This window comes from Nocardia takedensis NBRC 100417, from assembly GCF_000308695.1.
Taxonomy (GTDB): Bacteria; Actinomycetota; Actinomycetes; order Mycobacteriales; family Mycobacteriaceae; genus Nocardia; species Nocardia takedensis.
Genome location: NZ_BAGG01000077.1, coordinates 1 through 14,396, shown reverse-complemented (window position 1 = coordinate 14,396; position 14,396 = coordinate 1). Strand labels below are relative to the sequence as shown.

The 14,396-nt window shown below is 70.1% G+C and carries 10 protein-coding genes and 1 pseudogene; 10 read left to right on the top strand and 1 reads right to left on the bottom strand.

The window, feature by feature from the left end; translation table 11 throughout:
* The first annotated feature begins 190 nt into the window (after positions 1-190).
* From metH to ON30_RS15965, 9 genes and pseudogenes are all read left to right on the top strand, one after another.
* Positions 191-3,787, top strand: a complete 3,597-nt coding sequence (gene metH, locus ON30_RS16005) for a methionine synthase (RefSeq protein ID WP_040708031.1) — start codon at positions 191-193, stop codon at positions 3,785-3,787.
* Positions 3,788-4,239: 452 nt separating this feature from the next.
* A complete protein-coding gene (locus tag ON30_RS16000) occupies positions 4,240-5,910 on the top strand; it encodes a serine/threonine-protein kinase (RefSeq protein ID WP_040708029.1) in 1,671 nt (556 codons plus the stop codon).
* A 264-nt stretch (positions 5,911-6,174) separates the two neighbouring features.
* Complete coding sequence (locus ON30_RS15995) at positions 6,175-6,846, top strand: HAD family hydrolase (protein ID WP_040708027.1); 672 nt, start codon at positions 6,175-6,177, stop codon at positions 6,844-6,846.
* A 236-nt stretch (positions 6,847-7,082) separates the two neighbouring features.
* Positions 7,083-7,943 (top strand): HalD/BesD family halogenase, encoded by an 861-nt coding sequence (locus tag ON30_RS15990; protein WP_040708025.1) that lies wholly within the window; start codon positions 7,083-7,085, stop codon positions 7,941-7,943.
* 34 nt (positions 7,944-7,977) lie between these two features.
* Complete coding sequence (locus ON30_RS15985; protein ID WP_063719890.1) at positions 7,978-8,784, top strand: class I SAM-dependent methyltransferase; 807 nt, start codon at positions 7,978-7,980, stop codon at positions 8,782-8,784.
* 134 nt (positions 8,785-8,918) lie between these two features.
* On the top strand, positions 8,919-10,733 hold the full coding sequence (locus ON30_RS15980) for a choline/carnitine O-acyltransferase (protein WP_040708022.1): 1,815 nt from the start codon (positions 8,919-8,921) through the stop codon (positions 10,731-10,733).
* A gap of 100 nt (positions 10,734-10,833) precedes the next feature.
* Positions 10,834-11,097: a phosphoribosyl-ATP diphosphatase gene (locus ON30_RS15975; protein ID WP_040708141.1), complete on the top strand. Its 264-nt coding sequence runs from the start codon at positions 10,834-10,836 to the stop codon at positions 11,095-11,097.
* Positions 11,098-11,154: 57 nt separating this feature from the next.
* The gene (gene hisG / locus ON30_RS15970) at positions 11,155-12,006 is read left to right on the top strand and encodes an ATP phosphoribosyltransferase (protein WP_040708020.1); all 852 of its coding nucleotides are present in this window, start codon (positions 11,155-11,157) and stop codon (positions 12,004-12,006) included.
* 121 nt (positions 12,007-12,127) lie between these two features.
* Positions 12,128-12,586, top strand: a pseudogene (locus tag ON30_RS15965) (putative sulfate exporter family transporter); the annotation flags it as partial.
* Position 12,587: 1 nt separating this feature from the next.
* Here the strand turns inward: ON30_RS15965 and ON30_RS15960 are convergent.
* Complete coding sequence (locus tag ON30_RS15960; RefSeq protein WP_040708019.1) at positions 12,588-13,487, bottom strand: RecB family exonuclease; 900 nt, start codon at positions 13,485-13,487, stop codon at positions 12,588-12,590.
* Between the two features lie 110 nt (positions 13,488-13,597).
* On the opposite strand from ON30_RS15960, the gene ON30_RS15955 reads away from it, so the two are divergent.
* A partial coding sequence (locus ON30_RS15955; protein WP_040708139.1) for a tRNA (adenine-N1)-methyltransferase occupies positions 13,598-14,396 on the top strand: 799 nt, incomplete at its 3' end.

The window sequence follows — 14,396 nt, the reverse complement described above, 5'->3', positions numbered from 1 at the left end:
GTCAGCCTAATGTCTGCGCAGCATCGGTGTGCACGCGACGCGGAGCGTTTCCACGCACCGTCGGCCGGAAAATTTCCGGTCCGAAGCATCGGACGCGCCGTGTGCGGCGGGTGTTGCGCCGGACACATCGGGGGTCGGGCTTCGGGCACAGCCGTCCGGGATGTCGGTCGCGCCCACTACCCTTGTATCCATGTCTGTGTCCGACTCCGCCGCCTTCGACACCACGATCCTGGACACGCTCGCGCGTCGTGTCGTCATCGGGGACGGTGCGATGGGCACCATGTTGCAGGCCGCCGATCTCACCCTCGACGATTTCCGCGGGTTGGAGGGCTGCAACGAGATCCTCAACGACACACGTCCCGATGTCCTGCGCCACATCCACCGGGCCTACTTCGAGGCCGGGGCCGACGCCGTGGAGACCAACACCTTCGGCTGCAACCTGCCCAACCTGGCCGACTACGACATCGCCGACCGCATCCGCGACCTGTCCGAACGCGGCACCAGGCTGGCCCGCGAAGTGGCCGACGAGATGGGGCCCGGCGCCGACGGCGCCCCTCGCTACGTGCTCGGGTCGATGGGGCCGGGCACCAAATTGCCCACCCTCGGTCACGCCCCCTATACCGCGCTGCGCGACGCCTACACCGAGGCGGCGCTGGGCATGCTCGACGGCGGCGCCGACGCGATCCTGATCGAGACCTGCCAGGACCTGCTCCAGGTCAAGGCGGCGATCACCGGCAGCAGGCGGGCGATGGCCGACGCCGGCCGCCGCATCCCGATCATCACCCACGTCACCGTGGAGACCACCGGCACGATGCTGGTCGGCAGCGAGATCGGCGCGGCGCTGACCGCGCTCGAACCGCTGGGCATCGACATGATCGGCCTGAACTGCGCGACCGGCCCCGACGAGATGAGCGAACATCTGCGCCACCTGTCGCGGCACGCGCAGATCCCGGTGTCGGTGATGCCGAACGCGGGCCTTCCGGTGCTCGGCGCGAACGGCGCGGAGTACCCGCTCTCGCCGGAGGAACTGGCGCTGGCGCTGCGCGGCTTCGTCGCCGAATTCGGGTTGGCCCTGGTCGGCGGCTGCTGCGGCACCACACCCGAGCACATCCGCCAGGTCGCCGCGGCGGTGCGCGAGGTCGAGCCCACCCTGCCCGCGCCCGTCGAACGCCGTCACCCGGAGCACGAGCCGAGCGTGTCGAGCATGTACACGGCGGTGCCTTTCGAGCAGGACGCCTCGGTGCTGATGATCGGTGAGCGCACCAACGCCAACGGCTCCAAGGCCTTCCGCGAGGCGATGCTGGCCGAGGACTGGCAGAAATGCCTCGACATCGCCAAGGACCAGACCCGCGACGGCGCGCACATGCTCGACCTGTGCGTGGACTACGTGGGCCGCGACGGCACCGCCGACATGCGGGAACTGGCCTCGCGCCTGGCCACCGCCTCGACGCTGCCGATCATGCTCGACTCCACCGAGACCCCGGTGCTGCGCGCGGGCCTGGAACATCTGGGCGGACGCTGCGCGGTCAACTCGGTGAACTACGAGGACGGCGACGGCCCCGACTCGCGCTTCCAGCAGACCATGGCACTGGTCGCCGAACACGGCGCGGCGGTGGTCGCGCTGACCATCGACGAAGAGGGGCAGGCCCGCACCGCCGAGAAGAAGGTGGAGATCGCCGAACGGCTGATCGAGGACATCACCGGCAACTGGGGGGTGCTGGAGAGCGACATCATCATCGATACGCTCACCTTCACCCTGGGCACCGGCCAGGAGGAGTCGCGCCGCGACGGCATCGAGACGATCGAAGCCATCCGCGAACTCAAGCGCCGTCACCCGGCGGTGCAGACCACCCTGGGTCTGTCCAACATCTCCTTCGGTCTGAATCCGGCGGCACGCCAGGTGCTGAACTCGGTGTTCATGCACGAATGCGTGCAGGCGGGGCTGGATTCGGCGATCGTGCACGCCTCCAAGATCCTGCCGATGGCCCGCATCCCCGACGAACAGCGCGAGGTCGCGCTGGATCTGGTCTACGACCGCCGCGGCGAGGACTACGACCCGCTGCAGAAGCTGATGGGCCTGTTCGAGGGCGTCTCGGCGTCCTCCTCGCGGGCCTCGCGCGCCGAGGAGTTGGCCGCGCTGCCGCTGTTCGAGCGGTTGGAACGGCGCATCGTCGACGGCGAGAAGGCCGGGATGGACGCCGACCTGGACGCCGCGATGACGGAGGTCCCGCCGCTGCGCATCATCAACGAGACGCTGCTGTCCGGGATGAAGACGGTCGGCGAACTGTTCGGCTCCGGGCAGATGCAGTTGCCGTTCGTGTTGCAGTCGGCCGAGGTGATGAAGACCGCCGTGGCCTACCTGGAGCCGCACATGGAGGCCACCGACGATTCCGGCAAGGGCCGGATCGTGCTGGCCACCGTCAAGGGCGACGTGCACGACATCGGCAAGAACCTGGTCGACATCATCCTGTCCAACAACGGCTACGAGGTGGTCAACCTCGGTATCAAGCAGCCGATCGCGACCATCCTCGACGCCGCGGTGGACAAGAAGGCCGACGTCATCGGCATGTCCGGACTGCTGGTGAAGTCGACGGTGATCATGAAGGAGAACCTGGAGGAGCTCAACGCCAAGGGCGTGGCCGACCAGTTCCCGGTGCTGCTCGGCGGCGCGGCGCTGACCCGCGCCTACGTGGAGAACGACCTCACCGACGTCTACCTGGGCGATGTGCACTACGCGCGCGACGCCTTCGAGGGCCTGCGGTTGATGGACGAGATCATGACCGTCAAGCGCGGCGGCGGCCTCGACCCCGACAGCCCGCAGGCGGTGGCCGAACGGGAGAAGGCCGCCGAGCGCAAGGCCCGGCACGAACGGTCCAAGCGCATCGCCGAGAAGCGCAAGGCCGCCGAGGTGCCGGTGGAGGTGCCCGAGCGCTCCGACGTGGCCGCCGACCTGCCGGTCCCGGCGCCGCCGTTCTGGGGGACCAGGGTGATCAAGGGTCTCGCGGTTCAGGAGTACTCGGGTCTGCTCGACGAGCGCGCGCTGTTCCTGGGGCAGTGGGGGCTGCGCGGGCAGCGCGGCGGCGACGGCCCGAGCTACGAGGAACTCGTCGAGACGGAGGGCAGGCCGCGCCTGCGCTATTGGTTGGACAGGTTGGCGACCGAAGGCGTGTTGCAGCACGCCGCCGTGGTCTACGGGTACTTCCCGGCCGTGTCCGAAGGCGACGACGTCATCGTGCTGACCGAACCGCACGCCGACGCGCCGGAGCGCTACCGCTTCACCTTCCCGCGTCAGCAGCGCGACAGGTTCCTGTGCATCGCCGATTTCGTCCGCTCGCGCGCGCTGGCCCGCGAGACGGGGCAGGTGGATGTGCTGCCGTTCCAGCTGGTCACGATGGGGCAGCCGATCGCCGATTTCGCCAACGAACTGTTCGCGGGCGACAACTACCGCGACTACCTCGAGGTGCACGGCATCGGCGTGCAGTTGACCGAGGCGCTGGCCGAGTACTGGCACCGCCGCGTCCGCGAGGAACTGGTGCTCGAAGGTCACGCGGTCGCCGACTCCGATCCCAGCGACGTGCAGGACTACTTCAAGCTCGGCTATCGCGGCGCGCGCTACTCCTTCGGTTACGGCGCGTGCCCGGAGTTGGAGGACCGGGCCAAGCTGGTCGACCTGCTCGAGGCGGACCGGATCGGCGTGGTGCTCTCGGAGGAGTTGCAGTTGCATCCCGAGCAGTCCACCGACGCGTTCGTGCTGCTGCATCCGGAGGCCAAGTACTTCAACGCCTGAGGTGTTCGTCGGGTCCGAGCGTCGCTGTCCCGGCGCGGCACTCGGGCCGCTCGGCGTGGCGACATGCGGAGGGTGAGATCTTGTGACGGTGCTCACCAAGGCCGTGTCCGCCGATGTCCCCGGCCCGCGCGCGTCGACCGGGCGCACCCGTAAAGCGCTGGTGTCGAAGGGATATCGGCGCACGTCGCGGCAGTCGTGCGGCCGCGATGGCGCAGCGCGGCCGTCGGCTCCGACGCGCCGAGGAACTGACCGGCCGTGTCGTGGCTGGATGTCTGTCGGTCGGGTATGTCATTGTCGAATGCGTTGCAACTGCATCCGGAGCAGTCGGCGGATGCGAACGCTGAGCTGTTCGGGTGGCAAAGCACTACGGCGCGTAGGATTTTCGGTCACACCGTTCGGTCCGATCCGCGGTGGTGCTGGATGGCTCGGTGTCAGGTAGGAGGCACAACCACATGACGGCGGATCGGTTGATCGCTGGACGGTATCGGCTCGCGGACCCGATCGGCAGCGGTGCCATGGGGGTGGTCTGGCGGGGGACCGACGTCCGCCTGCGCCGCACCGTGGCCGTCAAACAGTTGTTGCTCGCGCCGAATCTCACCGGTTCGCAGGCGCTGGAGGCGAAACTGCGGGCGATGCGCGAGGGCCGGATCGCGGCCCGGTTGCACCATCCCAACGCCATCACCGTCTTCGACGTCGCCGAGGAGGACGGCCAGCCCTGGCTGGTGATGGAGTACATGGACGCGCCGAGTCTGGCGGCGCGCCTGTCGGGCAAGCGCACGCTGCCGCCGCTCGAGGTCGCCAAGATCGGCGCGCAGGCGGCGGCCGCGCTGTCGGCCGCGCACGCGGCGGGCATCATGCACCGCGACGTCAAACCGGCGAACCTGCTGGTCGCCGACGACGGCACGGTGAAGATCACCGATTTCGGCATCTCGCGCGCGGTCGGCGACGTGACGGTGACGGCCACCGGATTCCTCGCGGGCACCCCGGCCTATCTCGCGCCCGAGGTGGCGCGCGGGGAGAACCCGGAACCGGCCTCGGACGTGTTCGCGCTCGGGTCCACGCTCTACGCGGCCGTCGAGGGCGGCCCGCCCTTCGGCGAGGGCGACAATCCGCTGGCGGTACTGCACGCGGTGGCCCGCGGCGAGATCCCGCCCCCGCGGCACGCCGACACCCTCGGCCCGGTGCTGCTGCGCCTGCTCGCCGACACCGTCGACGCGCGGCCCACCATGCAGGAGGCCAGGGAGGCCCTGGAAGCGGTCGCCGCCGGTCGCGCACCCGCCTTGGCCGCCGCGCCGGTGACGACGAAGGTGATGCCCGCGCCGGGGTCGATCGCGGGCGCCACCACGGTGCTGCCGTCCACCGCGGCCGGCCGCGGCGCGGACGGTTCCGGCCCCACCGAGGTCGTTCCGTCGCCCGCCGCCGTCTCCGGCCGCGGCGCTGCTTCCGGTCCCGCCGCGTTCGCCGGCCCCGCGGCGGCCCCTGCCGGGCGAGCCGGGTCGACGCTGACCGGTCCGGGGGCGGGCGGCGGAGGCGGCGGTCTCGACCGGCGCGTGCTCGGCGCGGCGGCGGCCATCGTGTTGGTGCTGGCCTTGGTGGTCGGCGTGATCCTCACGGTGCAGAACCGCGACGGCGGCTCCGACGACACCGCCGCACCGCCCGGTGTGGACACCTCCGCGGAGGCCGCGCCGGGGCCGGGTGGGTCGATCATGGAGAACCCGCGCGCGAGCGCCACGACTCCCGCGCCGACGAGCAGCGCGCCGCCGACCACCACCGCGCCGCCGACCACGACGCCCCCGCCGACCACGCCCGCGGGTCCGCCCACCCCGGAGCGGGTGGCCGGCTTCATCCAGGGCTACTACGGGATGCTGCCGGGCAACATCAACGGCGCGTGGGAACAGCTCTCCCCGGCCTACCAGGCCCAGACCGGCGGATTCGCCGCCTACCGGTCCTGGTGGTCCACGATCCGCTCGGTGCGCGTCAACGGGATCACCCCGGCGGGCAACGACGCGGCCACGGCGTCGCTGACCTACGTGAAGGCCGACGGCAGCACCGCCACCGAGAACCGCTGGCTCCAGGTCGCCGCCGACGGCTCCCGCTTGGTCATCGCCGCCTCCAGCGCCTGAGCCCACCGAGCCGTCGTCGGACGGTGACAGCCTGCCGGGGTCGAGACTGCCGCGTCTGCCTGCCGGGTCGGGACGGCCCGACTGCCGCGTCTGCCTGCCGGGTCGGGTCGACGCCGCGTGACCTCGGCGATGACCGGGGAAGGGTGTCGGTGATCGGCCTCACTCGGCCGGTCCGGGGCGGGTGTTCGCGGTGGCGGTGTCGATAGCCTGGTGCGGGGCGATCATCCGACGGGGAGGTCACCGGAGCAGAGGAGACATCGGCACGTGAACGCGCCACTCGCCGCGGTCCTGTGGGACATGGACGGCACGTTGCTGGACTCGGAGAAGCTCTGGGATGTCGCGGTGCGCGAACTCGCGGTGGAGTTCGGCGGGGTGATGACCGACGCGATCCGGCATTCGCTGATCGGGGCGTCGGGGCCGAACGCGTTGCGCATCGTGTTCGCGGGGCTGGGCATCGACCCGACCGAGGACGATCTGCGCGCGGCGGGCCGGTTCCTCGAGCTTCGGGTGACGGAGTTGATGACGGGGCCGATCCCGTGGCGGCCAGGGGCCGAGGACGCGCTGGGCATGGTGCGCGCGGAGGGGCTGCCGAGCGCGCTGGTGACCAACACCAAGCGTTCGCTGACCGAGTTCGGCCTCGACACCTTGGGCCGCGATTTCTTCGACGTGTCGGTGTGCGGTGACGAGGTGCCCGAGGGCAAGCCGGAGCCCGACGTGTACTTGCGCGCGGCCGAACTGCTCGGGGTCGATCCGAAAGCGTGTGTGGCGATCGAGGATTCGCCGACGGGTGCGCTCGCGGCCCAGGCGGCGGGCTGCGCGGTGATCGTGGTGCCGTGTGAGATCGCGGTGCCCAGTGCCCCCGGGCGGGTGTTCCGCGACACGTTGGTCGGGCTGACCGGCTCGCATCTGCGCGAGGCGCTGCGGGACCGGCGGTGAGCACCGCGCGCGGACAGCGCCCGGGAACGGTCCGGCGGCCCGTCCGCCCACATCCGTTGTCCCGTAACGGTTCCGCGTCCGGCGCGCGGTCCGACACACCGGACACGCCCGACTGCGGCATACCGAGAGTTACTGTCCCGCAACGCTTGTGAGCAGGCAGGGAGGTGTGATTACAGTCACGGGCTATCTTTCCGAATCCCGGGCGTGTCGGTCGGTTTCTCGATCAGAATTACGCCATGGCAGTTACGGGCGTTCTCGACGAGATCGTAGACACCGCACGGTATCCGCTCGCCGACGCCGAGGGCGTCGAGCGGGCGGCGGTGGTCGAGCGGGCGCGAGCCGAATTGGCCGCGAGCGGATGCACCGTACTGCGTGAGTTCATCCGCCCCGCGCTGATCGAGACGCTGCGCGCCGAGGGGGAGCGGATGGCCCCGCACGCCTACTACGAGGTGCAGCGGGTCAACGCCTACAACATCCCGCTCGACACCGAACTGCCGGAGGATCATCCGGGCCGGATCGTGTTCGACCGCGGCAACGCTTTCGTGCCGCGCGACCGGATCCCCGCCGACGCGCTGATCCACCGCCTCTACACCAGCGGCGAGTTCCAGCGGTTCGTGGCCGACTGCTTCGGCTTGGCCGAACTCCACGAATTCGCCGACCCGCTGGCCGGACTGTGCCTGAACGTGGTCGCGCCGGGGATGTCGCATCCGTGGCATTTCGACACCAACGAATTCACCGTCAGCATGCTGACCCAGCCCGCGGGGGACGGCGGCGTGTTCGAGTACTGCCCGAACATCCGCTCGCCGCGCGCCGAGAATCTCGACGACGTGCGCGCGGTGCTGACCGGAGCGGGCGAGGGCCTGGTGCGCGGACTCGATCTGCGTCCGGGTGACCTGCAACTGTTCCAGGGGCGCTTCTCGCTGCATCGCGTCTCGCCGGTGTCGGGCCCCGACCAACGGCATTCGGCGATCTTCGCCTACACCGACCGGCCCGGTGTCATCGGCACCGTGGAACGGACCCGCCAACTGTTCGGTCGGGTCCTACCCGACCACTTGGCCGCGGCGGATGCCGTCCGCGGCGACCGGCTACTCGACTAGCCGATCCCGCGATCGATCGAGAGGAACGACAAGCGTGCCAGTGCCGTTGCATACGACCGGGAAAGCTTCCTTCGACCACATCTACGACCGACCGGATCCCCGCGAGTACTACGCCCGGATGTCCGAACTGGACTATCGGATCCCGGAACTGGCGAAGCCGTTCTTCGAGCAGCAGATCACCGAGTTGCGCGCCGCCGCGCCCGACCGCTCGCCGACCGTCCTGGACATCGGCTGTTCCTACGGGGTGAACACCGCGCTCTTACTCTCGGGCGTCGGCATCGACGCCCTGTCCGCGCACTACCGCGACGCGGGCGAGATCGACCGCGCCGCCCTGCTGGAGCGGGACCGGTCGCGACTGGCCCGCGGCGAGCGCTACGACGACGTCCGTTTCATCGGCGTGGACGCCTCCCGTCCGGCGCTGGACTACGCCGCGGCGGCCGGTTTCGTGCACGAGACCGTGCACGCCGACCTCGAGGCCACCGATCCCACCGACGAGCAGCGCGCCGTGCTGGCCACCGCCGATCTGGTGATCTCCACCGGGTGCATCGGCTACGTCACCGAGAAGACGTTGGTGCGCATCGCCACCGCCGACGCCGACCGCAGGCCCTGGATGGCCCATTTCGTGCTGCGCATGTTCGATTTCGACCCGATCGCCGAGGAATTGGCCGCGCTCGGCTACCGCACCGAGCGACTGCCCGGTCTGTACGAGCAGCGCCGCTTCGCCTCCGACTCCGAACGCGAGCAGGTGCTGAACACGCTGGCGGACAAGGGCGTCGACACCGCCGGACGCGAAGACTACGGGTGGCTCTACGCTGCCCTGTACGTGTCGCGACCCGCCTGAATCGCCGCGACACGCCTCCCGGCCCTTTCCAAACTTCGGCGCTACGCCGAGGATCAGTGGTGAGCCGGCGCGCCCGTGCGCGCCGGCCTCGCCGCAGTCTCTCCGAATCCACCCACGCACCCGAGGAATCCGACTTGAGCGACCGCACCTTCGCCGCCGAAGACCATCTGCCGCGGGTACCGCTGCCCACCTTGCAGGACACCGCCGCGCGGTTCCTGGAGTGGTCCGCGCCGTTGCTGACCGACGACGAACTCGCCACCACCAGGGCGGCCGTGGACGATCTGCTGCGCGCCGACGGTCCCGGCGCGACACTGCACGAGGCATTGCGCGAGTACGACGCGACGCCGGGCGTCGGCAGTTGGCTCGACCTGTTCTGGCCGTCGCGCTACCTGGGCAGGCGGGACCGGATCGCGCTGAACGCCAACTTCTTCTTCCTCTTCCGCGACGACACCGTGCTGGCCGCCTCGACGGGCGCGAGCCAGGTCGAGCGCGCGGCGGCGCTGATCGCGGCGGCCGTGGACTACAAGCTGGCCCTGGACGAGGAGGCCATCCCGCCGGTCACCCAGCGCGGTCAGCAGTTGTCGATGTGGCAGAACAAGTACCTGTTCTCCGAGACCCGCATCCCGGGCGCGGAACAGGACAGCGTGCGGGTGCCCTACAGCGAGGCCGAACCCGGCCCGTCGCAGGCCCGCCACATCGCCGTGTTCTACCGGGGCAACCTGTTCGCCGTCGACGTGATCGGCCCGGAGGGCGCGCCCTACACGCCCGAGGATCTCGCCGCGGGCCTGACGGCGGTCAAGCAGCGTGGCGAACAGCGGGTCGCGGCCGATTCCGCCGTCGGCCACCTGACCACCAAGGCGCGCGCCGACTGGGCGGCCGACCGGGCGGCGCTGCTGTCCGTGCCCGCCAACGTCACGGCGCTGGACACCCTGGAGACGGCGCTGTTCTGCGTCTGCCTCGAGGATTTCGCGCCGACCGACACCCAGCACGCCTGCGACCAGTTGCTGCACGGCGACAGCGGCAACCGCTGGTTCGACAAGTCGGTCTCGTTCCTGGTCTTCGAGGACGGCACCGCCGGCATCAACGTCGAGCACTGCGGCCTGGACGGCACCACCATCCTGTCGTTCGTGGACACCCTGCTCGAGACCACGGCGGCCGAACACGCCGCGCGCTCGGGCGCCCAGCAGCAGGGCGTGCCCGCGATCGCGCCGATCGAGTTCGTCCTCGACGACGCGCTGCGCTCGTCGATCGCGGCGGCGGGCGTCGACTTCGCGGCCTACGCGGCGGCCAACGCCACCGAGACGCTCTCGTTCCCGGATTTCGGCACCGCGCGGGCCAAGCAGCTCAAGATCTCGCCGGACGCCTTCGCGCAACTGGCCTACCAGGTGGCCCACCGGCGCACCAAGGGGCTCACCGGGGCGACCTACGAATCCATCGCCACCCGCCAGTACCGCAACGGCCGCACCGAGGCGATGCGGGTGGTGACGCCGCAGATGATCGCCTTCGTGGACGCGATGGTCGATCCCGAGGGCGACGACGCCACCCGACTGGCCGCCGCTCGCACCGCCGCGACCGTGCACGTCGAGCGGGCCAAGCAGTGCCAGGCCGGCGACGCGCCCGAGCAGCACCTGTGGGAGTTGCAGTGGATCCAGCGCCGTCGGGGCGCGGAACTGGGCGTCACCGAGCCGCTGCCGCTGTTCGACAGCCCCGGCTGGGTGATCATGCGCGACGACTACCTCTCGACCAGTTCGGCCCCGTCGGTCAACATCGAGTTCTTCGGTTTCGGCTCCACCAGCCCGACCTGCATCGGCATCGCCTACGTGCTGCTGCCGGACCGGTGGAACCTCTACCTGGCCACCCCGGAGCCGGTCGCGGACCAGATGCACGCCTTCGCCGGGCACCTGCGCACCGCCGTCGCCGAACTCGAGGCGCTGCTCGCCCAGGGCTGAGACGCACCGCACACCCCGTCCCGCACCACCCCGTCGGCCCGGACCGGCGGGGTGGTGCGGTGTGCGGGGAGTGTGCGGGGGTCTGAAAGAATGGTCCTCCGTGAAGAACTTCGAGTCCCTGTTCGCCGAGTTGCAGGACCGTGCCCTCACCCGTCCCGAGGGTTCGGGCACCGTGGCCGCGCTGGAGGCAGGCGTGCACACGCAGGGCAAGAAGGTGCTCGAGGAAGCCGGGGAAGTGTGGCTGGCCGCCGAGCACGAGAGCGACGAATCGCTGGCCGAGGAGATCTCCCAGTTGCTGTACTGGGTCCAGGTGCTGATGGTCGGCAGGGGACTGACCCTCGAGGACGTGTACCGACATCTGTGACGGCCCGCGGCCGACCGCCGATCCCACCCGTCGCCTCCTCCGAAAGGACCCATCCCCATGCTGCGCGTCGCAGTCCCCAACAAAGGCGCACTCTCCGAATCGGCCACCTCGATCCTCGTCGAGGCCGGATACCGCAAGCGCACCGATTCGCGCGACCTGACCGTCCTCGACCCGGCCAACCAGGTCGAATTCTTCTTCCTCCGCCCCAAGGACATCGCGATCTACGTCGGGTCCGGCGAACTCGACCTCGGGATCACCGGACGTGATCTGGCCCTGGACTCCGGCGCTCCGGTGCAGGAGCGCATCGCCCTCGGCTTCGGGCGGTCCACGTTCCGCTACGCGGGCCCGGCGGGCCGGGAGTGGAAGGTCGAGGACCTCTACGACAAGCGCATCGCCACCTCCTACCCGAACCTGGTGCTCACCGATCTGGCGCGGCGCGGCATCCAGGCCGAGGTGATCCGTCTCGACGGCGCGGTGGAGATCTCCATCCAACTCGGCGTGGCCGACGCCATCGCCGACGTGGTCGGCTCCGGGCGCACCCTGCGTCAGCACAACCTGGTCGCCTTCGGGGAGAGCCTGTGCGATTCGGAGGGCGTGCTGATCGAGGCGGTCGGCGCCGACCGCGACGATCGCGCCCGCAACCAGTTGGTCGCGCGCATCCAGGGCGTGGTCTTCGCCCAGCAGTACCTGATGCTGGACTACGACTGCCCGAAGGATCTGCTCGAGCAGGCGGTGCGCATCACCCCGGGCCTGGAGTCGCCGACGGTGTCGCCGCTGGCCGACGAGACCTGGGTGGCCGTGCGCGCGCTGGTGCCGCGCAAGCAGGGCAACGAACTCATGGACCAGCTCGCCGAACTCGGCGCGAAGGCCATCCTGGCCACCGACATCCGGTCCTGCCGCGCGTTCTGACGGCCCGGCCGCAACTCTTGCGCCGATTGCCCCGCACCGCTGATTGATTCACGGTGAGGGCAATCGGTGCGGGTGCTCGCGCGCCGCCGATACGCTCCTGGCTGGCCGAGATCTTCGACCTGTCGCGGCCTCGGGCGCGATCGCGGGGGAGCAGGCGCTCCAGATCGCGACGATCGTCAAGACCACGCAGAACGCGTTGATCGGCCTGGTGGCGATCGCGCTGACCGCCTGGTTCACCTTGCGCGTGGAACGCACCCCGGACGCGCCGCGCCCCTCGGCGCGCCAATTCTGGGACCGCTTCCCGAAATTCGTGCTCGCGTTCATCGCCGCCTCCATCATCGGCACCCTGTATCTGCGATCGGTGGACAAGAAGACCGGCGCGGCGCACCTCGCGATCGTCACCGACCTGCGCACCTGGTTTCTGATCCTGGCCTTCGTCTCGATCGGGCTCGAATTCTCCGTGCGCGGACTGCGCGAAGCGGGGTGGCGGCCGATCGCGGTGTTCGGTTCGGCGGTGGTGGTCAACCTGCTCGTCGGGTTGGGGCTGTCGGTGCTGCTGTTCCGCGACTTCACGGTGTGAGTCAGTCCGCGACCGACTCGGCCAGCGTCTCGTCCGGCGATTCGGTGAGACCGTCGGTCGGGGGACCGGGGTACGGCGGCGGTGTGCCGCCGAACTCCGGGCACAGCGGTTTGTAGTCGCAGTAGGAGCACAGCCAGGTGCGCTGCGGCCGGAAATCGCCGGTGCGGGCCGCCTCCAGGATCGCCGCCCACAACGCGCTCAGCGTGCGCTCGAAACGCAGCAGTTCCTCCTCGTCGGGGGAGTAGGTGAGGATCTGCTCGTCGGCGAGGTAGAGCAGGCGCAGTTGGGCGGGCACGATGCCGCGCGTGCGCAGGACCACCAGCGCGTAGAACTTGAGTTGGAACAGCGCCTTGGTCTCCGAATTCGGGCCCGGCGCGCGCCCGGTCTTGTAGTCGACCACGCGCAGTTCCCCGGTGGGCGCGACATCGATGCGGTCGACGAAACCGCGCAACAGCACGCCGTCGGCCAGTTCCACCTCCACGCGCGCCTCCCGCGACTCGGGCTCGAAGCGTGTCGGGTCCTCCAGTCGGAAATAGCGGTCGACCAGCGCCGATACCTCGGACAGGAAACGCTGCCCACCGTCTTTGGCGACCAGTTCGCCGACTTCGGGGCGTTCGGTGAGGGTGCGGGTCCAGGCGGGCTCGACCAGATCCCGCGCGCGGTCAGGGGAACGCTGGGCGGCGGGCAGGCCGTAGAGATCCTCTAGCACGGCGTGCACCACCGTGCCGCGCACGGCGTGCACCGAGGGCGCCTCCGGGACCCGATCGATCGCGCGCAGCCGATATTTCAGCGGACACTGCTTGAAATCCATTGCCCGCGACGGGGACAGCGCGGGCCGTCGCCGTTGTCCGCCGGGGGTGTTCTCGGCATCGGCAGGGGGCGTGGACACGAGCGCTGACATACCTGGCAGGCTATCCGGCGGTACCGACACCGCGGCGCGACGGCGGTCGCCCCGTGCACGCGGGCGCTGACGAGCGCCGCGCACACAGCACGCGAGCGGAACGGAGATTCATGACGGCCAGAAGGACCGGGCCCTTCACCATCGGTGACCGGGTGCAACTGACCGATGCCAAGGGGCGGCTCTACACGGTCGTGCTGGAACCGGGCAAGGAGTTCCACACCCACCGCGGCGGGATCAAACACGACAGCCTGATCGGCGCGGACGAGGGCAGTGTGGTGAATTCCACGAACGGCACCCCGTATCTGGCGTTGCGGCCGCTGCTCATCGACTACGTGCTGTCGATGCCGCGCGGCGCGGCGGTGATCTACCCGAAGGACGCCGCGCAGATCGTGCACGAGGGCGACGTGTTCCCCGGCGCGCGGGTGCTCGAGGCGGGGGCGGGCTCGGGCGCGCTGACCTGTTCGCTGCTGCGGGCCGTCGGTCCCGAGGGCAAAGTGGTCTCCTACGAGATCCGTGAGGACCACGCCGAGCACGCGGTGCGCAACGTCGAGACCTTCTTCGGCGAGCGGCCCGCCAACTGGGAACTGACCGTCGGCGATGTGGCCGCCTACACGGGCGAGCCGGTGGACCGGGCGGTGCTGGACATGCTCGCGCCGTGGGACGCGCTGCCCACGGTGTCGAAGGCGCTGGTGCCGGGCGGTGTGCTGATCGTCTATGTGGCGACCGTCACGCAGTTGTCCAAAGTCGTCGAGGCGCTGCGCGAGCAGGAGTGCTGGACCGAACCCCGGTCCTGGGAGTCGATGGTGCGCGGCTGGCACGTGGTCGGCCTCGCGGTGCGCCCGGAACATCGGATGCAGGGCCACACGGCCTTCCTGGTGAGCGCGCGACGGCTGGCCGAGGGCACTGTCA